Origin of the sequence: Psychrobacter sp. JCM 18901, assembly GCF_000586435.1 — a bacterium.
Classification (GTDB): Bacteria; Pseudomonadota; Gammaproteobacteria; order Pseudomonadales; family Moraxellaceae; genus Psychrobacter.
In genome coordinates, this window is sequence record NZ_BAWH01000009.1 from 96,487 (window position 1) to 117,508 (window position 21,022).

Below are 21,022 nucleotides of genomic sequence, written 5' to 3' on the forward strand. Positions count from 1 at the left end.
TTTGTTATATATACTAGGATGTATTTATCATGACCGTTATTCAGTTTATATTGATTGCCATTGCCGCGTTTATCGTGCTCGCAGGGCTGTTTATGGTCATTCGTAGCTTTAAGCGCCGCGGTGCTACCGAAGCTGCTGCGGTCAATTATGATAAAAATGGTATTCCGATCATACCGCGTCACGAGCGCAACATCGTCGATCAGCCAGATCTCGATGATACAGTCGCAGGCGAGACGAGCATCGGTCCAGATCGTAGTTACTTGGATGCCGTCGTTGAAGAAGAGCCATTGACGCAAGCGCATACTAACGTTGACGCTCAACTAACGGCTGAGCGTAACCATATAGCAGCTGACGACCATGACGTCATCGATGAAGCAGACTACGCGCGCTGGCAAGAAGAGCAACGCCGTGCCGATAGTGCTGAGTTTGTAGAAGTCGCCGATCAGATGCATATCGAGCAAGAGCCTGATGCGTTCTCTAGCCTAATGTCAGCGACCGATAGCCTGATGCCAACCATCGATACGGCAGAAGAGCCAAGCTTCGATGACAACAGCCCGATACTGGATCAGCATCTATCAGAGTCAGGTGATGACGCGCAAAATGGTCCTTTGATTAATGCCAAAGACAATATCAATATCACCATATTGCCGCACCAATATCGTGACCGCCCAGCGGCGATTATCCGTGGTCGTGATCTGTTAGCGTTGATTGATAAATACGGTCTACGCTATGGTGCGATGAATATGTTCCATCGCTATGAGCAAAAAGACGGTACGGGTATGTTGTGGTTTAGCATGATGGGTATCACTGATAGTGGTATCGCGCCGTTTGACCCGCATAGTGTCGCGACCAACACCTATAACGGTGTCGTCGTGTTCTTGTCATTGCCTCATCCACAAGCTGTGCGCAGCTTTGATAGTATGATGAGCATTGCTTACATGATGGCAAGCGACCTTGATGCGATTATGCTTGATGAAGAGAACGAACCAATCACGCCTGAATACAAGCAGCAGCTACGTAACCAAGTCCGTGATTATGAGGGCTAGCAGTGTAAAGGCTAAAAGCTGATTAATAGCAGAAATCATAAAAAAAGGCAAATAGCGCTTAACGTTGTTTGCCTTTTTTTTAATGGGCTATAGTTTCCGCAAAGTGCTAACCATAGTAGACTGAGCAAGCCTGACATGGTATTTGATTTATATAGGATTGACTATACCGAGCTTCCTACAAACTTGTTATCATATCGACATCTTGAATTGCAAAAAAGACGCCGACTATGACTGACTCTACCTCACCAAATAATTCTAAAAACCTATCTGCTCAAGTAGAAAATCAAGCACCTGCCAAATCTAATGTACCTAGTTCGACCGACAGTAGTACCAATAATAGTGTAGAGATTGTCTCAAAAATGCGTGCGCTTATTGAAGCGATTAAGACGCATAACTATGCCTATTACGTGCTCGATAATCCGATATTAGAAGACAGCGAGTATGACCAATTGCGTCGCTCGTTGCTTGAGGCTGAAGAAGAATATCCAGATTTGGTGCAGCCAGATAGCCCAATCAATCAAGTCGGCGATATGCCGCTATCTGCCTTTACCCAAGTCACTCATGACATTCCGATGCTGTCGCTGGGCAATGTCTTTGAATATGATGATTTGCGCGATTTTATGCGCCGTGTCAATGACCGTCTTAGCGTGTCGCAGCAAAACCCTGAGTATGAGATGGAACTAAAGCTTGATGGACTGGCTGTCTCACTGAAGTATGAGCATGGTAAGTTTGTCCAAGCGGTTACGCGCGGTGATGGGCAGACGGGTGAAGATATTACTCAAAATGCCAAAACCATTCGTAACTTGCCACTATGGATAGCCGATGCGGCTGACATTGAGTTGCTAGAAGTACGCGGTGAGGTATTGATGCCAAAGGCAGGATTTGAGCGTCTTAATCGATTGGCAGAAGAGAAAGAAGGTAAAACTTTTGCTAATCCGCGCAATGCCGCTGCTGGTAGCTTACGTCAGTTAGATCCAGCCATTGCTGCTAGTCGTCCACTGGCATTCTATGGCTATTCGGTCAATCAAGGTTTGCCAGATACTATCGGCACGCAGTCAGGGGCGCTAGCATGGCTTACTGAGCTTGGATTTACGGTCAGCGCCGTAGAAGTGGTAGCAAATCCACGCGCCGCGCAGACCTATTATGAGTCAGTGATTGAGAGCCGTGCCAGTTTGCCTTTTGAAATCGATGGCATGGTAATTAAGGTAAACAGCCTTGCGTTACAGCAGCAGCTTGGCTACCTATCACGCGAGCCACGCTGGGCAACTGCCTATAAATTCCCTGCCGAAACGGTAATGACACGTCTCAACGATATCGAATGGCAAGTCGGCCGTACGGGTCAAATCACACCAGTCGGTAAGCTTGAGCCTGTCAAAGTCGGCGGCGTCACTGTCAGCAATGTCACTTTGCATAACTTTGGCGAGATTCAGCGTTTAGATGTGCGCGCAGGTGACACGGTCAGCGTCCATCGGGCAGGCGATGTCATCCCTAAAGTCACTCGTGTCTGGCACGATCAGCGCCCGGCCAATAGCGAGCCGGTCACACTACCTTCGACTTGTCCTGTCTGCGACTCTCCTGTGGTGCTGCCTGAAGACGAAGCATTGGCGCGCTGTACGGGTGGATTGTTTTGCCCAGCACAGCAGCAAGAAGCACTTATTCACTTTGTCTCACGCCGTGCGATGGATATCGATGGGCTTGGTGCCAGTTGGCTGATTAGCTTCTTTGAGCACGGTCTGGTCAAAACCGTCGCTGATATCTATCAGTTGCATAACCATGCAGATGAGATGGTCACTTTTGAAAAACTGGGTGAAAAATCGGTACAAAATATCATCAACGCTATTGAAGCCAGCAAGCATACGACATTGGCTCGCTTTATCTATGCACTCGGCATCCGCGGTGTCGGTGAAGGTACGGCGCAGAACTTTGCTCAGCAATTTAAGGATCTCGATAGCCTAATGTCGGCCAGTATTGAGACCTTGATAAAAACGCCAGATGTTGGCGAAATAACTGCCGAGCTGACTTATAAATTCTTCCGCGCGCCGCACAATATCGAAGTCATCACGGCATTACGCGCGGCTGGTGTGCATTGGGATAAGGTCGAGCAAATTGCATCCGAAGGTCTACCACTCGATGGGCAGACGTGGGTCATTACAGGTGCGCTCGATAGCATGGCACGTGATGAAGCCAAAGCCAAACTACAAGCGTTGGGTGCAAAAGTCTCGGGCAGCATCTCGGCAAAAACCACTGCGCTACTGGCAGGGGATAAGGCTGGATCTAAACTGACCAAAGCGGAAAAACTGGGTGTAAAAGTAGTGGGCGAAGATGAGTTTTTAGCGATGGTTGGGGCGTAGATTATGAATATTGATGACATGGAAGGTCTGGACGAAGAAACTCGCAAAGAGATTGAAGGATTGCAGAAGGTTACTCGTGAGAAGGATGGCGGTGATACTTTTGCAAAGGCACAATTTAATATAGGAAGTGTATATCACGAAAATAACAAATTAGAAAATGCACTGAAAGCATGGAATAAAATTAAACGTTCAGATAATCCTGAGCTTTATGCTCAACTCCGATTAGATATTGGAGTCATGTTCAAACAAGGAAACGATGATGAACGTGCTTTGATAGAGTGGATTAAAGTAAAGCACGCTGATAGTTCAGTCGCATATGCTTATGCACAATTTTATACTGGTCGAGTATTATATAACTTAAATAAAACTTTAGAATCGATGAAAGCTTATAAAAATATTAAGCGTGAAGATAGCTTAGAACTTTTTATTGAAGCACAGTTCCGTATTGCAGAGATTTTACTTTTGGAAGGGGATCCTAAGGGCGCTATAAGTTCTTGGAGTAATATAGAGCGCTCCGACGATCAAGCTGCCTATGCTAAAGCTCAGTTCAGTATAGGCTCTATACTACTAGAGAGAAAGATTGATAAAGAGTTAGCACTAATAGCATGGAATAATATTAAAAAAACAGATGACCCTAAAATATTTGCAGATGCACAATTCGGTATAGGGTATGAACTAGACAATAAGAAAGATATTGATGGAGCATTGAAGCATTGTCTCAGATTTTGCGTTCAGATAATCCAGAAGTTTATGCGAAAGCGCAATTTAATATAGGGGCTATTTTAAGAAAGCAGAATAATAATGAAGGAGCCTTATTAGCATGGCGAAATGTAGAGCGTTCTGATGATGTGGACAGCTATACTAGAGCACAGTTTAGTATTGCAAACACCTTGAGTGAAAATGGCAAAGAGGATGTTTCTTTATCTATATTGAGAAGTATTAAACGTTCAGACGGCTGTGAAATTTATTCAAAAGCACAATTCAATATTGGTTGTTCATTAAGTGATAAAGGCGATGTTCAAGGTGCGTTATTAGCATGGAATAGTATAGAGCGTTCAGATAATTTGGAAACTTATGCTAGAGCGAAAATAAGAATCGGTTTTTTTATTAGAGAAAAAACAAGATTATGACGGAGCAATTGCTGCATGGTCTAAAATAGAACGATCAGATAATCCAGAAGCTTACGCTGTTGCAAAAGCGAATATTGCGTACTTATCATTTGGAAAACCTATAGTTGCTAAAAAAAGCTTTCTTGAACATTAGAAAATCTGACAACACTAGAATATATGCATATGCGCAATTCAAATTAGGGTTAATATTTATTAATGAAGGCAACATCGAAGAAGCAGTAAACTCATTTAATACAGCTAAAAGCTATTATCCTTATGAGTCTTATTGCTGTGAAAAAAATTTGCGATTTACTAAAAGTTTCAGAAACAAAGAATTTTGGTCTAATCTTGTTACAGTTATTAAATATAGTGTTAGATATAGTTGATATTTTGACTTTAGATTTTAGCAAGTATGCTGATGAAGAAAAGCCTTTCGAGAGAAAGCTTGCTCATTACACGTCTACGTATACTTCTAACCTACTATTGGGTAATGATAAGAATAATACTCGCCCCAGCTCATTTAGACTGAATACGATTAACAATGTTAATGATCCTAGTGAAGGTCAACTGCTTGTTAGGAAATTGAAAGGTGTAAAAGATAATAGCTTCGTTCCATTAGCTTTTGATGAGAAGTTCCATGCTTTTATCAGCTGCTTTACTTTTAACCATGATAGCCTGAATCAGTTTAGGTTATATGGCAAACAAGATAACAAAGAGGCTTCTGGAATGAGCCTAGTCTTCAAAAAAGATTTTTTTCCAGTCTCAGAACTTTATAGGAGGACTATCTCATTTATCGGTTGAGAACACTTCAAAAGTTATTAAAAATATTTCAACTATAAATGATACGAAACTAGATAACACAAAGGTGCAAGCCTCTGACAATAATGAGATAGTTAAATATTCAGTGATGAGATGCGTTTATTTAGACCCAACATCAGAGTATTTTCATTTAGCACAACGGAATCGTTTAACGTTTTTTCGTGAACTTGGTGAGAAAAGAATAATAAAAAATGGTATAGAGCAGTCTCAAGCTGAATACGAATGGGAGCTCTATCAAAAATATATAGGTGAAATAACTGATAACTTCAAAGAAGCTTATGACAAACTTAAGGTTATTTACAAGGAAGTAGAGAAGGAAATTGATAATGTAGAAGCGAGTTTAGGGGCTTCTAAAGCTAAAGAAATGAATGAATTTGCTGAAGAAATACTTTTGCCTTTGAAGTATCTTGTCAAACATTCAGCATTTCGTGAGGAGCAAGAGTGTAGGATGATTTATATCACTTCGATTGATAGGCCTGAAGTAACAATGGAGTATGGTAGCTTTCTATATGTTGAGTATGAACCTAGCGTGAAAGAACATCTCGATAAAATTTATATAGCTCCTGCTGCGCTTCATCACAAACGATACTTCGATCACCTTTTGAAAGATGTTGATGTACCAGTTGAAGTATCAGGAAATGTATTTCGATAATTGCCTAAACGCGAAAAATCATAAATAGTATGGATGTTGACTCACGTTCTATGATTATTTATTTCTCTATGGGTCTTCATCCACATTATATTTCAGTTTTCTACTCAACCATCTCCCCATGTGCTTTCACATCACCTTTCTTACCATCTGGCTGAATCACGATAGGTAGTACCAGCCCTTTGGCAAAGTCATCAGACAGCACATAATCATAGCGACTGGCAGCGACATCAGGCGTGGTATGAATGATAAGCGTCATCTCATTGCCATCGGTTAGCTCATGTGAGACATAGGTTTCGCTGAGTTGATCTAAGGCTTTCGATAGCGCTTCGTTACTTGCCATGCTCACCGTCAGATTATGCTGAGCGGTCGCAGCGTCCACCTTGAAGTAATCTGCATAGTCTCGGACGTTTTGACTATCGATCGCAAACGGATACTTATAGTTGGTAGGGTCAGCAGGCTTTGCACCACTGTCTACCAGTGACCAATCGATGGTGTCGGCTGCTGGTTTGCCTTCTGGTGTTGAAGAGTCTGCTGCTGTCTCCGCAGTTTGCTCAGTGGCATCGACAGAATCGGTAGCGTTATCGCAGCCCGTCAGCGCCCACATGCTTGCCGTTGCAATTACCATCATACTTATCAGACGCTTTGCCATCGAGTTACCCTTTTGATTGTTGGTCATGATTGATTTTCTTTACCTGCTATTTTGACAGCTTTCTTTGTGCTTCTCTAGCGAAATACATCAGTTGGTAAGTTTTGATATAGTCGATCCTCTATAAAAGAATGACAACGTTAACCTCGCTTACAGTATTACAGTTATATCTGCACTCGGCTGCCTTGTACCACTTTTAAATTGAATCAACTATATAGTCGAGTCTATATAAGTCCGCTACATTGTCATCCTCGCTAAGCATACTAATGTATAACTTGCACTCGGTTTCCTTGTATCGAAATTATGTTGAACTAACTGTACAACTATCTATCTGATACTGATTTTTATAGCCATTTCTATACGCGTATCAAACGAACACGCATAAAAAAGCAGCCACCATATAATGACTGCTTTTTGTCTATTACGACTATTTGTCTATTACGATATGAGCGTATCTCTAGCTGATTAGATTTGGCAGTTTACTTGATATTCTTTACCGTCAGCCCACTTCATCGCAAAGATACCTTTGTCACCTTTCATGTGCCATGCATAGACGACTTCTGGGTTTGAATCATTTACATAGCTTGCGACTTCGCCTTTTACTTTACCGTTTAGGATGATTGGCTGCTCGGCCCATTTTACTTTTGGCAAGGTAGCGTTGAGCATGACTTGTTCTTTATTGATAGACTGTTTTGCCATGATTTTGCTGTCATCGGTGCAGGTGTATGGTGCTGGTGCCATACGATCATAGGCAGCGGTTACTTTTTCTGGAACTGGCGTATCAGTTGCATCTGGGGTAGTTGGTGCGGTAGTCGCACAAGCGCTCAATAGGGCAAGGACTGGTAGGGTAGTCGCAATTTTAGTTATCATTTTCATAGTGCTCTCCAAAGCTTTTCGCTGCTGTCATTTACTTGTTCTTAATGATGCGTTTAGCATATGAGGGTTATAGTAGCGAAAACGAACCATTTCAATGTTAGAAATTGTTCGTTACCTGTTAGCTTCGTTACCCAACCGCTGTCTAATGTAACTTGCAATCTGCGACATGCTGAAAAGTAAGCCGTATTAATTCTGAGATGCGCAACTATAAAATCAGCGCATAAAAAAGCGTCTATCAACGAGTGGCTGATAGACGCTTTTTTGTTTTACTTAACACGCGTTAGATTGAGCATGCACTTTTATACTATAAACACTACCTGCTATGACACTACTTGGTTTTACGTGGTGGCAGACCAGTATGCTGAGTCTGGAAATTGCCTTTGCTAACTTTCTTCTTACTGTTTTTACCGACAGCATTTTTACCTGCTGCACCTTTAGCTGACCCACTGTTGTTTGACGAGCCATTACTACGCTTCACTGAGTCATTGCCAACACGGCTATTCTTTTTGCGCGCTGACTGATAAGTATCTTGCGCGGCATCACGCCCTTCTAAACTGGCATTAAATGGTGGAATCAAGCAACCACGATTTTTACCAATCAAGTCACTACGACCCATGTCTTGTAGGGCTTTACGTAGTAGTACCCAGTTTTTTGGATCATGATAGCGTAAGAACGCTTTATGCAATTTGCGCTGCTTGCCAGACTTGACGATATCCATGTCACCTTCATCACGGCTGACCTTATGTAGCGGATCTTTGTGCGTGTGATACATGGTAGTCGCGGTCGCCATCGGGCTTGGATAAAACGCCTGCACTTGGTCAGCACGGTAGCCATTACTCTTGAGCCAAAGGGCAAGGTTCATCATATCTTCATCTTTGGTTCCCGGATGGGCGGCGATGAAGTAAGGAATCAGATATTGCTCTTTACCCGCTTCTTGGCTGAATTGCTCAAACATGGCTTTGAACTGATCATAGCTGCCCATGCCCGGCTTCATCATCTTCGATAGCACGCCTTCTTCAGAGTGCTCAGGCGCAATCTTGAGATAACCACCGACGTGATGACTGACCAACTCTTTCACATATTCAGGATCTTTTACTGCCAAGTCATAACGCAAGCCTGAAGCAATCAGGATTTTTTTTCACGCCTTTGATATCACGCGCTTTGCGATATAGTTTGGTCAAGTTACTGTGATCGGTAATCAGGTTTTCGCAGACATCAGGATAGACACAAGACGGCTTACGGCAGTTCTTCTCAATGGTCTCATCTTTACAGCTGAGGCGGTACATATTGGCTGTTGGGCCACCAAGGTCAGATATCACACCAGTAAAGTTCGGTGCAGTATCACGAATCGCTTCTACTTCGCGCAAGATTGAATCTTCTGAACGGCTCTGGATAATGCGGCCTTCGTGCTCAGTGATCGAGCAGAAGGTACAACCACCAAAACAGCCGCGCATGATATTGACTGAGAACTTAATCATATCATAAGCAGGGATGCGCGCATCGCCATAGCTTGGATGCGGCAGGCGCGCATACGGCAAGTCAAACACATAATCCATCTCTTCTGTGGAGAGTGGTACTGGTGGTGGGTTGAGCCAAACGTCGATAGAGGTATGTGAGTTACCAGCACCGCTGCTATGACGCTGTACAAGCGCACGGGCGTTACCTGGATTGGTCTCTAAATGCAGAATACGACTTGCATGAGCATAAAGCACAGGGTCAGATTTGACGTGCTCGTAATCAGGCAGACGAATGACAGTTTTTTTCACGTGGTGGCATTTTTAGCTTATGCTTACGTGCGGTCATTGGCTTATCAAATCCGCGCATTTGCACCACTTGCGTCTCTTCGTCGACTTGTTCAGCGTTGATAACTTTATTAGCGACAGGTTCTGCGACGAAGCCCTGATATTGTGACGACATCGATGACATAGCTTGGCCAACAGGCGAGTCCGATGGTTTGCTCTGCTCAATTGAACAGCTATCAACGTCTTCGGTCATTACATAAGGGTTGATGATTGGATCGACACGGCCGACAGTATCGACATCGTTACTCGCAACCTCAGTCATATCTTCTTGCCAGTGACGACGAGTCGGGGTCAATAAGTAAGCCGTACCGCGCAATTTGCTCATTTGCTCAAAGCTATAGCCTTTAGACAGACCATGTACCACATCGACGATCGCACGCTCAGCATTACCATACAGTAAGACATCAGCACGCGCATCTAGCAAGATACTACGGCGGACTTTGTCTGACCAATAATCATAATGAGCGATACGGCGTAGACTGCCTTCAATGCCGCCTAAGATAATAGGCACATCAGGATAGGCTTCACGGCAGCGCTGGCTATAGACGATAGCTGCACGGTCAGGGCGTTTGTTTGCCACGTTGCCCGGAGAGTAAGCATCATCGCTACGGATTTTGCGATCAGCGGTATAGCGGTTGATCATGCTGTCCATGTTGCCCGCGGTCACGCCGTACGCATAGACAGGTTTGCCGAGTTCCATAAAGCGTCTTTGCTCTTCCAATCTGGCTGAGCGATGATACCAACACGGAAACCTTGCGACTCAAGCAAGCGACCGATGATGGCCATACCAAAGCTTGGATGATCGACATAGGCATCACCTGAAATGATGATGACGTCACAAGCATCCCAGCCCAAATCGTCCATCTCTTTGCGGCTCATCGGTAGATAAGGTGCTGGCTCGTAGCAGCTCGCCCAGTGTTTGTCATAATCATAAAGTGGCTTGGTGCCTTGTTTAAAGGCAGTGCGGGCGATGGTATCGGCAGACATGGGCGGACCTGTTAATTAGAAAAATGGCACTAAAAATACAGCCCTTATTACCCAATGATAATAAAGGCGAATTTAAAAGCGCTCATTTTAACATGAATCGCCTTCACTATGCGACCTATTCTATTAGGGACGATTGCCGATAAGTTATTGATAGCGTGAGATAAACTGCTCATGCAAAGCAAGCTATCCGCACAGCAAAATAATGGCAAAAATAGCTTAGCTGTAACTGTCACGCTATTAGTTTCATCACTAATTTTATAAAGGTCATTATCAGATCTATAGAACTTCCTTCTAACAATCATTCTCTACCCTAGTTCAATTTATAGCTACATCCTCGCAAACGTAATAGTCAAAATACTGATTTATCTGATACTGGTCATTTGTTTTCTTATATTTAAGACTTACTTCAATTTCTAATGATAGGTTTTGGCACAGGTTTTGCTCCACCTTATTAGGGCTTATTTGTGTGCATTAATGAGTAAAAATAGTGCACCGATAAAATTTGAACGGATAGATAAGTGTTTGGAGATAAAATGAGAACATCATCTGTTGGACTGGACACGATAAAGGCATTATTAAAACTATTACAACCATCAAAACTATCGCTAAGTAATAAGCTGGTGCTAAGTACAGTATTGTTTGCAGCAATGGGTAGCGCCCAAGCTGCTGAAGCCGACACATTGACCATGGCACAGCTGCTCGAATATCAAAATATCGCTTGGATTATCTGGGGCGGGGTATTAGTGTTCTTTATGCAGGCAGGTTTTGCGCTACTTGAGAGCGGATCGGTACGTGCGAAAAATGCGGTAAACGTGATGATGAAAAACTATACCGATATGTGTGTCGGCGGTCTGGCGTTCTACTTGGTTGGTTTTGGGCTGATGATGGGTACCAATCACTCCGGATTTGTCGGTACGGATCATTTTATGCCAATTGAGTTGTCCAATATGGACTGGGCATTGATGTTTTTTCAGATGATGTTTGCAGCGACAGCGGTGACGATTGCTAGTGGTGCAATGGCAGAGCGAGTTTCCTTTATCGGCTATGCAGTGGCCGCATGTTTGATTTGTTTGTTCATTTACCCTGTATTTGCCAGTTGGGTATGGGGTGGTTACTTCGGCGGTACGGGCTGGCTAGCCGAGCTTGGTTTTATTGATTTTGCTGGATCTACTGTCGTGCATTCTATCGGTGGCTGGTTGGCTTGGCAGGTATCTTGGTCATTGGCCCAAGATTAGGCCGCTTTGCACCTGATGGTACGCCAAGACTTATCGCAGGGCATAACATGACGTTACTGGCGCTTGGCGGATTTATCTTATGGTTTGGTTGGTTCGGGTTCAACGCTGGGTCGACATTATCTATCACCGGCAATATTGGTTTAATCGCAGTCAATACTTTTGTCGCTGCAGTCAGTGCGGTGGTGAGTTACATGCTGATCTCCCGATCGCTTAACAAAGCTATTTTACTGAGCGATAGTGTCAATGCCAGTCTGATTGGTCTCGTATCGATTACTGCAGGTTGTGCGACCACAACGCCTGTATTTGCCATTATTATCGGTGCGGTCGCTTCAGTGGTATATATCTTATCATGCAAGCGTTATTAAAATTCAAAGTAGACGATGTGGTCTCGGCAGTGGCAGTACATGGCTTTGGCGGGGCATGGGGTACGCTCGCTGCAGGATTGTTTTATACAGGAGATTTGTTTAACTTATCGCGGCTTGGCGTACAAGCGCTGGGCGTCGGCGTGGCGTTAGGCTGGGGATTGGGATTGGGTCTGGTGATGTATAAGCTGATTGATATGAGCTTTGGATTAAAAGCCAGCCGCTTACATGAGCAGCGTGGTCTTGATTATACTGAGCATGCAGAGCTTGGCTATCCTGAGTTTCAAAAGCAAATATTTGATACTAAAAGTTTAACAGAGCGGCATTTATAGGAGAGAGCTGATGAATATTGATACTCAATCCGTCGATCAAGCCGTGACTGCGATGGCAGAAGTGCTTGCCGATTATCTGAATCCTGAAGAGGTGCGACTGCTTAAATCACAGTGGCAGCGATACTCGACTGTCTCTGTAAAGATGATGCAACAGTGCGTCTTGGATGCGACAAGGCGTTATCCTGAGCTGCAAGCTTATAAGTCTGATATTAGGAAAGGCTTTTGGGCTACGTTGCAAGCGGATAGTCAGCAGACAATAGAGTCTGATAGTCACAATGGTCACAATAGCCATAATAAAGCAATCAAAGCGCCAGTCCCTGTCTCTGAGTTGGTTCTGGCATTTTATACCGTCATAGAAGCACTGCGCAGTCAGCTATCAGAAACAGAAAGTCGCAACCTATTTCTGACCATGCACCAAACTGTTTCGCAAGAGCGCACCTTCAAAGGGCATAGTCTTAACATCAGTCAGTTTCTAGAAGGCAATCGCCCGTCCGTACCTGATAATGAGCATCTGTTGAATAATTTGATGCAGCTGGCTTATGTATGCTTATGCGATGTTGCAGGCCCTGTCGAAGCAGATGAGATGATGTTTCGAGCGGCAGAGAAGGCGAAACAAAACTACCCGAAGATATTGGTCGAAAAGTTATTCTAAAATATTAAGTTGGCACGTTATGGTCGGGTACGGAATACCTTTCGATAACGTGCCTTATATAAAGGGACTTTTATAACGTAGCTTTCATGACGTAGTTTCATTATGTAGCTTTCATAACGCACCTTGAAGCTTGATACTAGACGATGAGTAGTCTAATAGTTAACTATTTAATCTAATAACTGAAGCGGGAAAGTAACCACGTCAAAGGCGAGGGCAAAGGGTAGCAATACTAGCTTTTGTGCGCCATTTGGACCGCTACGAGTGACGACATCTTGCTGAGTCTGTGTATAGAAGCTCACCGTATATGGTTTGGTCAGTGCGCGATAGTTTGACTGAATTAACCCTAAGTTACTAACTTGCGGATAGATAGCGCCTTTGACAGGAACGCTAAAACAAAAGCGCTGAGCATTGATACGTTGATCACTCGCTGAGGTGCACTCTTTACCGTTATTTTGCAAAAAGAACTGATAGTCTGAACGCCCAAACTCATCTTTTAATTTGGCATAAGACAATTTCATCTCACCTTGGAAGTACCCATCATTATTGGGTACATGAAAGCTCATGTCGTTATCCACTTGAATATTTTTTTTGCGTGAGGTTACTCAGTAAGTTCACCATTTCTGTCCCACCTTGGGTGAGGACGTAGCTGTTTTTTTCTCCTACGATAACCATTGACGCGTTTGGCATTTTTGGTAACGCCTGCGCAGGACGACCAAAAGCAACAATTTGATCTTCAGACAGTATTTGCTTCGTTGTGTTCGTAGTGACATGCCCGCTATTGTCTAACAATGAGCTAGTCGCACAGCCTGAGCTGGCTAGTACCGTAGTAAACAAAGCGGCTGCTATCACCTTGTTTGAATTTAACGGTTTTAGTGACGATTGATTATTCTTGTTATCAGCGTTTGTATGGTCAGTCATGATTAGTCTTCCTTGTCTAACAAATGGGCTTACGAAATTAACTATCGAGTTTTTATTTCTTCTCGGATGTCTGGTGAATATCGTACAGTGTTTATATGTAATTTAGCTACTTATCATCCATTGTCATATGATCTATAAGTTTAGCTGAGACAGATTAATTATAATTAATCTAGGGTAATTTTAGTTCCACTCTTAGTAAAGTTCATCACAAACTGGCTTTTGAAATTGCGCACATTATTTTCGTAAGTCAGTAAGCTGCGGGTGAACTGATGATAGTCGCTCATGTTTTTCGCATTGACCATCAACATAAAATCAAAATCGCCCGATACTTCATAGCAGCTCATGATTCGTGATTGCGCATCCATTAGGCGCTCAAACCGATGCTGCATTGAGGTATTAGAGCGCTCCATTTCTATCATTACCACTGCTGTCAGACCGTAGCCCACTTTGTCAGGATTGACGATGGCTACTTGTTTGGTAATCACGTCACTATCTATCAGTGCTTGTATGCGCCGCTGCGCCGTCGCGATAGATACATGCACTTGCTCTGCAACAGCTTTAAGCGGTAATGTCGCATCATCTTGCAGCAAGTTCAAAATAGCTTTATCAATATTATCTAAAGTATGGCTCATATCAGGACATCCTTAATAGCAGAGTTTTCTATCTATCTTTATAAATATTATCACTAAAAATACTAATATAAGAAAATAATGATTTATATGGTATTTATTTGATATTTTTATTCATTAATACATCTATATAGAGATAATATATTAAAGCACCATAGTAAAATAGACCATACCAATCAGAGCCGCTTTAAAAAAAAGAGCTAGCAATTGGTTTCTAAAATCTATTAATAGCTACGGTGCTTATCATGTCTATCTCAATGCTCTCCAATGTATTCGCTAATACGCTAGCAACAACTGTTGCACGTTTGCCACTACCTGCGATTTGGACGACAGGTAGCGCACAACAACGCACTCTGATATTAGGGGTGTCTTTTGCCATATTGTCCAATGTACTGTTTGGCGTACTTTATGCGTATAGCAGTTTTTTTAGCGCCGTTATCAGGGACGCAGGTTTTTATCTGGCGCATGCTCGCGATGTGGGCAGCGTTGGTCGGATACTTAATGGTCAGTGGACGTCTGGGATTGCACATTGATAAATTAAAAGTGCTCAAAGGCGCTAAGCAATGGGCTTGGCTGCTATTACCTACGCCAATATTCCTTAGCCAGTTTTGGTTATTTATGTGGGCGCCAGTGAATGGGCAAGGTGTGCAAACCGCGATGGGATACTTCTTATTCCCATTAATGATGGTGGTGTTTGGTTGTGTCCTCTTTGGCGAAAAACTAAGCCGTTTGCAATGGTTGGCAGTAGCCTTTGCCGCACTGGGCGTGGGTAGCGAAGTTATCCGTACGCAAAGTGTCTCTTGGGCGACGCTATGGGTATGCGGTACGTACCCTGTTTACTACATTTTACGCCGACTGCAGGGAATCGGAGCCGTGACTGGATTATTGGTTGATTTAACGATATTTGCGCCCTTTGCGTTGGCTTACTTATTCCTTTTTGCCCCAAGCAGTTTGGCATTGGTTAGCGGCTCTGGTTTCTTTATCATGATGCTAATAGGTTTGGGTGTGCTCAGCGTCTTGGCAATGAAGACCAACATTGATGCCAGTCAAATGCTACCAGTCAATGTCTATGGCATGATGAGCTATTTGGAGCCTGCATTGCTATTTATTTTGGCAGTGACCGTACTAGGCAACCCATTTGAGTCAGCGATGATCTATAGCTATGGTCTGATTTGGTTAGGTATTGGGTGTTTGATTGCTCATGGTGTTAGGCAATTGCGTCAGGCTAGTAGAAAGACAGCATTGTCTCTAGAAGAGCAAATGGCATAGTAGAATGGATTGCTAAATGCTTGTATGAGTTGTTATTGGTAGCTAAAGCTGAACGGTAATATTTATAGATATCGTAGATAACAAAAAAAGGACGGCTCAGTAAATATTGAGTCGTCCTTTTTATATAGATTAAATAACGCTTAATCTAAATGCTGTTTGAAACCGCGTTGTTTATCACGTTCCCAGTCACGATCTTTTAGCGTTTTACGTTTGTCATGCTGCTTTTTACCCAATGCTAGGCCAATTTGGCACTTCACCAGTGAGTTTTTCCAGTAGCAAGACAGCGGTACGCAAGCGTAGCCTTTCTGGTTGATTGCCCCAGATAGTTTTTCGATCTCACGACGGTTCAGCAGCAGTTTACGGGTACGAATACTGTCTGGACTAACGTGCGTTGAGCTCGATAGCAATGGCTGAATGTGCGCCCCAAACAAGAAGGCTTCGTTATTACGGAATATGACGTACGCTTCAGTAATCGTCATTTTTCCTGCACGAATGGCTTTGACTTCCCAACCTTGTAATGCCAGTCCTGCCTCAAAGGTTTCTTCGATAAAATACTCATGACGCGCCTTTTTATTGGCGCAAATCTGATTATCTGGCTTTTTTTGATTTTTTTTGACATAATTTCTCCATAAGGATGACCTAAGACACAGGCTCCTTATTTAATCAGTCCCACTAATTCCTCATCCTAATCCAATAACTAGTCTTGTTTTTTTATTTCGATTATGAGATGGATGAGTCGAACTGCCTATTGTATCAAAGCCTCTGATGAAAAGGTAAATCAGCTGTTAGGACAAATGTAGCAGATAAGTATTAAGTTTGAGCAAAATTTGCTAGCATATGGCCTAATATCACCGATTATATCAGTCATGCTATGAGCCACTCTATTTCTCCCAATTCCTCAAAGCTACATACCAAAATTCTATACCCTGGTACCTTTGATCCTATTACCAACGGTCATGTAGATTTGGTCACACGCGCCGTCAAGCTATTTGATGAGGTCGTTATCGCGGTTGCCTCAGGCCATCATAAAAAACCCTTGTTTAATTTTGAAGAGCGCGTTGCTTTGGTCGAAACCGTATTTGCTGATTTACCGCAAGTATCTGTCATTGGTTTTGAAGGGCTGCTTGTTGATTTTATGCGTGAAAAAAACGCCACGGCAGTTTTGCGTGGCTTGCGAGCGATGTCAGATTTTGAGTACGAGTTTCAGCTAGCCAATATGAATCGTGAGCTTGATGAAAACTTTGAGGCAGTGTTTTTGACCCCCTCTCAAAATTACTCCTTTATCTCATCTACAATGATTCGCGAAATTGCCAAGCTTGGCGGTGACGTCAATAAATTCGTTCCACCTTGTGTTTTGCAAGCATTCGACAAAAAGTTAAATATTAAATAAAAGATGCTGCATCAAAGATATGCTGCTAGCACTTGCTAAAACAGTAAGGAGCAGCCATATATGACTGATATAAGCAAAAATATAAGGAACAGTTCATGGCACTATTAATCACTGATGAGTGCATCAACTGTGATGTGTGCGAGCCTGCTTGCCCCAATGAAGCCATCTCAGAAGGGGATGATATCTATGTCATCGACCCTGATCTATGTACAGAATGTGTCGGACATTTTGACGAGCCACAATGCGTTGTGATTTGCCCAGTCGACTGTATTCCTCACGATCCCAATCATGTCGAGACTGAAAGCGACCTGCTATCTAAATACAAACGTATTACGGGTCAATAGAGTATTTATAAGCGATTGATGACGTTTGGGTTTACAACGTTTTAGGGACAACACGATGACCATGGAAATAATAACCACGCAAACAACAACCACGCAATCTATCCAAGTCACAAACGACTTTGATCAACAACACCTTTGGCACCCTTATGCCAGCCTGCCACCCACTTATTCTAATATCGTAATCGATCGCGCTGAAGGTATTTATATCATCACCGAAGATGGCAGGCGCCTGATCGATGGTATGTCGTCATGGTGGGCGAGCGTTCATGGTTATAACCATCCAAAACTGAATGAAGCATTGACTCAGCAATTGGGTAAAATGGCGCATGTTATGTTTGGTGGGTTAACCCATCAGCCAGCGATCGATTTGGGCAAAAAAAACTGCTCGACATTGTACCTGCTGGACTTGATGCAATTTTTTATGCGGACAGTGGTAGTATCGCGGTAGAAGTAGCACTAAAAATGGCGTTGCAGTATCAAGTAGCTGCCAAGCGTCCAACCAAGCAACAGTTTGCATCAACCCATTCAGGTATTACGGAGACACGTGGCATGCATGAGTGTCTGTGATCCTGTTAATGGTATGCACAGCCTATATGGCAAGCAATTACCGATGCAGCATTTCGTCCCTGCACCGCCCATTGGCTTTGATCGCGCATTGACAGTAGATGAGCGTAAATCATTAACTCAGTTTTTTTGTCGAGTATAGTGAGCAGTTGGCGGGGTTTATCATTGAGCCAATTATTCAGGGCGCAGGCGGGATGCGTTTTTATAGTCCTGAATATCTGCAATTGCTGCGTCAACTGTGCGATGAGCATGATGTACTATTGATTGCCGATGAAATCGCCACTGGGTTTGGTCGTAGTGGTAAATTATTTGCGTGTGAACATGCAGCTATTAGCCCTGATATCATGACTATTGGCAAGGCGCTAACGGGTGGCTATATGACTTTTGCTGCAACGCTATGTACCCGTCATATTGCCGATACCATTCATAATAGTGACTATCCAGCGCTGATGCATGGCCCAACCTTTATGGGCAATCCACTGGCTTGTGCAGTTGCGTGCGCATCGATTGATTTGATTATGTCTTATGATATTGAAGCGCGTACCGCAAATATGCAATGTATTATGGAGCAACAACTAGCGCCTGCTGCTTTATTAGAAGGCGTTGCTGAAGTGCGCTGCTTGGGCGCGGTCGCTGTCATTGAGCTGCATGAAGCGGTCGATATGCCCATTTTTCAGTCTTTGTTGATTGATAATGGTATCTGGGTCAGACCATTTGGCAAGCTGGTGTATATCATGCCACCCTACATGATTACTGATGATGAGCTGACTACCTTATGCCAATCACTGCTAAAAGTAGTGCATACTTATTTAGAAAACCGAGGTCAACCATGAGTGTTTTATTTGTTTCTGGTATCGATACCGATATTGGTAAAACCTATGCTACTGGACTGCTTGCCAAAGCGCTTATGCAGCAAGGCTTAGATGTCATTACTCAAAAGTTAGTACAAACGGGCGTATCGATCAATCCAAATACTAGTGAGATGAATGTCGCTGATGATATTATTACTCATCGTCAATTAATGGCGATCCCACTACAGTCATGTGACCTCGATTTTACCACCTGCCCTTATCGCTACGAGAAGCCTGCATCACCGCATTTGTCAGCAACATTAGCCAACTATCCCCTCGATATTGAAATTATTACTAAAGCTACTAAAGTGCTGCAATCGGATTACGATGTGGTATTGCTCGAAGGAGCGGGTGGTTTACTTGTGCCCATTACAGAAAATTTACTGATATTAGATTATATTGCCGAGCAAGGCTATCCTATCGTCTTGGTCACCTCTGGTCGATTGGGCAGTATCAATCATACTTTGCTGAGTTTAGAAGCCATAAAATCGCGCGGATTAATGGTACATAGTGTTATTTACAATCATATTCATGATGATGCTGAACAAACGGATACTGAGATCGCAAATAGCACTATTGAATTTCTACGAAGATATTTGGACAATCATTATCCCGAAGCGCATTGGCTACAAATACCATATCTAAAAGATAATCTGGTCGGTAATATTGAAACACTACCAGAAAATTTTGTTTAACCTATTTGTGTTGTCCACAAAAATAAATCCAAAAGACATTCGCAGGCAGTCATAAGTTTGCTATACTAGCGCGCTTGGTAGACTAGGCGATCGCCGCTGTACACTGGCAACAGATGAGCAGGGGAGGAAAGTCCGGGCTACATAGGGCAGCGTGCCAGCTAACGGCTGGGCAGGGTAACTTGACGACCAGTGCAGCAGAGAGTAGACCGCCTTTAGTATCTTAGGGTATTATCGGTAAGGGTGAAAGGGTGCGGTAAGAGCGCACCGCGTGAATGGCAACATCTCACGGCATGGTAAACTCCACGCGTAGCAAGACCAAATAGGCATCGGCATGGCGCGGCCCGCGTTCGATGCGGGTAGGTTGCTTGAGCGTATTAGCGATGATACGCCTAGAGGAATGATCGTCCACGACAGAACCCGGCTTATCGGTTTACCAAACCTTTTTTTTATTGTTTGATGTAGTAATAGTTGCAATTAATCTGAATTAAATTCGTTTTTTTGCAAAAATGCTTATTAGGGGTTGACGCAGTCAACAGCTTGGGCATAATGTGCAGCCTAAAACGGCGATGTAGCTCAGCTGGTTAGAGCGCATGACTCATAATCGTGAGGTCAAGAGTTCAAGTCTCTTCATCGCCACCATATATAGCAGTACGAAAAAAAACCAATCTATCGAGATTGTTTTTTTGCCTAGAATAAGTGGTTTTATAAACTAGAAGCAATTGATAGATAGCGTTTTAGGTGTGATTTACTTACAGATTTCTTACTAAATCATAGATTTATCTGTCTAAGTACAGATTAATTCTTGTAACTTATGTCGCGCTTACTTATCATAGGGCTGTTTTCGGTAAAGTCCTGTAACGCCATGTCTATACAATTACCTCCTTATCGTCCTGTTCAGCATCGTAGTGGCCTTAAAGTCATGGGTGCCGCATTTCATGCACTGATCATGCGCGAGCTACAAACTCGCTTTGGTGGTTATCGTTTAGGTTATCTTTGGGCGCCTTTAGAAATCATTTTTCAGATGCTTATATTTCTAGTTATCTTTGGAGTGATCATTGAACGTGCACTACCAGGAATGAGCTTTCCGTTGTTTTTAGTTGGAGGAATGGTTCCTTTTCGCATGTTTCAAACTATTGCAACTAGAGCGTTAGGAGCAGTAGATGCCAACCAAGGTCTTTTAATGTATCGTTCGATTAAACACATTGATGTCATTATTGCTAGATCAGCTTTAGAACTGATTATTTATTTTATAACGTTTATTGTATTGTTAATCGGACTAGCTTTTTTTTCAATGATTATACCAGTTTAGACAACCTGCATATTGTACTATTCTGCTGGATAACGCTTTTTATGTTCAGCTTTGGCGTTGCTCTGATTATGATGGTTATTGGATATTATGGTGGCGAGATAAGTAAGATAATTGCGATAATTTTTACCATATTGTATTTTGCTTCAGGCATTCTTTATCCAATTCATATCGTTCCGGAACCCTA

19 protein-coding genes, 1 tRNA gene, 1 other RNA gene and 3 pseudogenes are annotated in these 21,022 nt (G+C 43.0%); 17 read left to right on the plus strand and 7 right to left on the minus strand.

Annotated features, from left to right (window positions below; translation table 11 throughout):
* Window positions 1-29: 29 nt before the first annotated feature.
* From TT11_RS08500 to TT11_RS08525, 6 genes are all read left to right on the plus strand, one after another.
* Entirely contained in the window at window positions 30-1,046 is a 1,017-nt protein-coding gene (locus tag TT11_RS08500; RefSeq protein WP_261870027.1) for a cell division protein ZipA C-terminal FtsZ-binding domain-containing protein, read from the plus strand.
* 227 nt (window positions 1,047-1,273) lie between these two features.
* Entirely contained in the window at window positions 1,274-3,397 is a 2,124-nt protein-coding gene (gene ligA / locus TT11_RS08505; RefSeq protein WP_261870029.1) for an NAD-dependent DNA ligase LigA, read from the plus strand.
* 3 nt (window positions 3,398-3,400) lie between these two features.
* Window positions 3,401-4,171 carry a lipopolysaccharide assembly protein LapB gene (locus TT11_RS08510; protein WP_261870030.1) on the plus strand — a complete coding sequence of 257 codons (771 nt, stop codon included), beginning with the start codon at window positions 3,401-3,403 and terminating at the stop codon, window positions 4,169-4,171.
* Complete coding sequence (locus TT11_RS08515) at window positions 4,123-4,527, plus strand: hypothetical protein (RefSeq protein ID WP_261870031.1); 405 nt, start codon at window positions 4,123-4,125, stop codon at window positions 4,525-4,527. The genes TT11_RS08510 and TT11_RS08515 overlap by 49 nt, the downstream gene beginning before the upstream one ends.
* 255 nt (window positions 4,528-4,782) lie before the next feature.
* Complete coding sequence (locus tag TT11_RS08520) at window positions 4,783-5,307, plus strand: hypothetical protein (protein WP_261870032.1); 525 nt, start codon at window positions 4,783-4,785, stop codon at window positions 5,305-5,307.
* A 64-nt stretch (window positions 5,308-5,371) separates the two neighbouring features.
* Window positions 5,372-5,977, plus strand: a complete 606-nt coding sequence (locus TT11_RS08525) for a DUF2971 domain-containing protein (RefSeq protein ID WP_261870033.1) — start codon at window positions 5,372-5,374, stop codon at window positions 5,975-5,977.
* 100 nt (window positions 5,978-6,077) lie between these two features.
* On the opposite strand, the gene TT11_RS08530 is transcribed toward TT11_RS08525, so the two are convergent.
* The 3 genes and pseudogenes from TT11_RS08530 to TT11_RS08540 all read right to left on the minus strand — a co-directional run bounded on the left by TT11_RS08530 (window position 6,078) and on the right by TT11_RS08540 (window position 10,288).
* Window positions 6,078-6,653, minus strand: coding sequence for a hypothetical protein (locus TT11_RS08530; protein ID WP_261870035.1), 576 nt, complete (start codon window positions 6,651-6,653; stop codon window positions 6,078-6,080).
* Between the two features lie 435 nt (window positions 6,654-7,088).
* Window positions 7,089-7,499 carry a hypothetical protein gene (locus TT11_RS08535; RefSeq protein WP_134292608.1) on the minus strand — a complete coding sequence of 137 codons (411 nt, stop codon included), beginning with the start codon at window positions 7,497-7,499 and terminating at the stop codon, window positions 7,089-7,091.
* 328 nt (window positions 7,500-7,827) lie between these two features.
* A pseudogene (locus TT11_RS08540) lies at window positions 7,828-10,288 on the minus strand (YgiQ family radical SAM protein).
* A 647-nt stretch (window positions 10,289-10,935) separates the two neighbouring features.
* On the opposite strand from TT11_RS08540, the pseudogene TT11_RS08545 reads away from it, so the two are divergent.
* A pseudogene (locus TT11_RS08545) lies at window positions 10,936-12,217 on the plus strand (ammonium transporter).
* A gap of 10 nt (window positions 12,218-12,227) precedes the next feature.
* The gene (locus TT11_RS08550) at window positions 12,228-12,869 is read left to right on the plus strand and encodes a hypothetical protein (protein WP_261870036.1); all 642 of its coding nucleotides are present in this window, start codon (window positions 12,228-12,230) and stop codon (window positions 12,867-12,869) included.
* Between the two features lie 167 nt (window positions 12,870-13,036).
* Here TT11_RS08550 and TT11_RS17230 read toward each other — a convergent pair whose 3' ends face one another.
* The 3 genes from TT11_RS17230 to TT11_RS08560 form a co-directional block, all read right to left on the minus strand.
* Entirely contained in the window at window positions 13,037-13,432 is a 396-nt protein-coding gene (locus TT11_RS17230; RefSeq protein WP_370587826.1) for a hypothetical protein, read from the minus strand.
* 4 nt (window positions 13,433-13,436) lie between these two features.
* Entirely contained in the window at window positions 13,437-13,787 is a 351-nt protein-coding gene (locus TT11_RS17235; protein ID WP_370587827.1) for a hypothetical protein, read from the minus strand.
* Between the two features lie 164 nt (window positions 13,788-13,951).
* Window positions 13,952-14,419, minus strand: coding sequence for an Lrp/AsnC family transcriptional regulator (locus TT11_RS08560; RefSeq protein ID WP_261870037.1), 468 nt, complete (start codon window positions 14,417-14,419; stop codon window positions 13,952-13,954).
* 242 nt (window positions 14,420-14,661) lie between these two features.
* On the opposite strand from TT11_RS08560, the gene TT11_RS08565 reads away from it, so the two are divergent.
* Together TT11_RS08565 and TT11_RS08570 are read left to right on the plus strand one after the other, a co-directional pair.
* Entirely contained in the window at window positions 14,662-14,949 is a 288-nt protein-coding gene (locus TT11_RS08565) for a hypothetical protein (protein WP_261870038.1), read from the plus strand.
* A complete protein-coding gene (locus tag TT11_RS08570; protein WP_261870039.1) occupies window positions 14,918-15,685 on the plus strand; it encodes an EamA family transporter in 768 nt (255 codons plus the stop codon). The genes TT11_RS08565 and TT11_RS08570 overlap by 32 nt, the downstream gene beginning before the upstream one ends.
* 140 nt (window positions 15,686-15,825) lie before the next feature.
* Here TT11_RS08570 and smpB read toward each other — a convergent pair whose 3' ends face one another.
* Entirely contained in the window at window positions 15,826-16,335 is a 510-nt protein-coding gene (gene smpB, locus TT11_RS08575) for an SsrA-binding protein SmpB (protein ID WP_261870050.1), read from the minus strand.
* A 221-nt stretch (window positions 16,336-16,556) separates the two neighbouring features.
* On the opposite strand from smpB, the gene coaD reads away from it, so the two are divergent.
* The 7 genes and pseudogenes from coaD (at window position 16,557) to TT11_RS08610 (ending at window position 20,838) form a co-directional block, all read left to right on the plus strand.
* Window positions 16,557-17,075, plus strand: coding sequence for a pantetheine-phosphate adenylyltransferase (gene coaD / locus TT11_RS08580; protein ID WP_102078894.1), 519 nt, complete (start codon window positions 16,557-16,559; stop codon window positions 17,073-17,075).
* Window positions 17,076-17,170: 95 nt separating this feature from the next.
* Window positions 17,171-17,419, plus strand: coding sequence for a YfhL family 4Fe-4S dicluster ferredoxin (locus tag TT11_RS08585; protein ID WP_021814308.1), 249 nt, complete (start codon window positions 17,171-17,173; stop codon window positions 17,417-17,419).
* Between the two features lie 61 nt (window positions 17,420-17,480).
* Window positions 17,481-18,816, plus strand: a pseudogene (bioA, locus tag TT11_RS08590) (adenosylmethionine--8-amino-7-oxononanoate transaminase).
* Window positions 18,813-19,529, plus strand: a complete 717-nt coding sequence (bioD, locus tag TT11_RS08595) for a dethiobiotin synthase (RefSeq protein ID WP_261870043.1) — start codon at window positions 18,813-18,815, stop codon at window positions 19,527-19,529. The pseudogene bioA and the gene bioD overlap by 4 nt, the downstream one beginning before the upstream one ends.
* Before the next feature lie 74 nt (window positions 19,530-19,603).
* Window positions 19,604-19,970, plus strand: an RNA gene (gene rnpB, locus TT11_RS08600) — RNase P RNA component class A.
* Window positions 19,971-20,091: 121 nt separating this feature from the next.
* Window positions 20,092-20,168 (plus strand) — tRNA-Met (locus TT11_RS08605).
* A 280-nt stretch (window positions 20,169-20,448) separates the two neighbouring features.
* Entirely contained in the window at window positions 20,449-20,838 is a 390-nt protein-coding gene (locus TT11_RS08610; RefSeq protein ID WP_261870044.1) for an ABC transporter permease, read from the plus strand.
* Window positions 20,839-21,022: the final 184 nt, after the last annotated feature.

Bases quoted from the DNA above. Each gene is read 5' to 3' on its own strand.
- TT11_RS08500 (WP_261870027.1), top strand. From the start codon at position 30: ATGACCGTTATTCAGTTTATATTGATTGCCATTGCCGCGTTTATCGTG.
- ligA (WP_261870029.1), top strand. From the start codon at position 1,274: ATGACTGACTCTACCTCACCAAATAATTCTAAAAACCTATCTGCTCAA.
- TT11_RS08510 (WP_261870030.1), top strand. From the start codon at position 3,401: ATGAATATTGATGACATGGAAGGTCTGGACGAAGAAACTCGCAAAGAG.
- TT11_RS08520 (WP_261870032.1), top strand. From the start codon at position 4,783: ATGAGTCTTATTGCTGTGAAAAAAATTTGCGATTTACTAAAAGTTTCA.
- TT11_RS08530 (WP_261870035.1), bottom strand. From the start codon at position 6,653: ATGACCAACAATCAAAAGGGTAACTCGATGGCAAAGCGTCTGATAAGT.
- TT11_RS08535 (WP_134292608.1), bottom strand. From the start codon at position 7,499: ATGAAAATGATAACTAAAATTGCGACTACCCTACCAGTCCTTGCCCTA.
- TT11_RS08550 (WP_261870036.1), top strand. From the start codon at position 12,228: ATGAATATTGATACTCAATCCGTCGATCAAGCCGTGACTGCGATGGCA.
- TT11_RS17230 (WP_370587826.1), bottom strand. From the start codon at position 13,432: ATGAGCTTTCATGTACCCAATAATGATGGGTACTTCCAAGGTGAGATG.
- TT11_RS17235 (WP_370587827.1), bottom strand. From the start codon at position 13,787: ATGACTGACCATACAAACGCTGATAACAAGAATAATCAATCGTCACTA.
- TT11_RS08560 (WP_261870037.1), bottom strand. From the start codon at position 14,419: ATGAGCCATACTTTAGATAATATTGATAAAGCTATTTTGAACTTGCTG.
- TT11_RS08565 (WP_261870038.1), top strand. From the start codon at position 14,662: ATGTCTATCTCAATGCTCTCCAATGTATTCGCTAATACGCTAGCAACA.
- TT11_RS08570 (WP_261870039.1), top strand. From the start codon at position 14,918: ATGGTCAGTGGACGTCTGGGATTGCACATTGATAAATTAAAAGTGCTC.
- coaD (WP_102078894.1), top strand. From the start codon at position 16,557: ATGAGCCACTCTATTTCTCCCAATTCCTCAAAGCTACATACCAAAATT.
- TT11_RS08585 (WP_021814308.1), top strand. From the start codon at position 17,171: ATGGCACTATTAATCACTGATGAGTGCATCAACTGTGATGTGTGCGAG.
- bioD (WP_261870043.1), top strand. From the start codon at position 18,813: ATGAGTGTTTTATTTGTTTCTGGTATCGATACCGATATTGGTAAAACC.
- TT11_RS08610 (WP_261870044.1), top strand. From the start codon at position 20,449: ATGGGTGCCGCATTTCATGCACTGATCATGCGCGAGCTACAAACTCGC.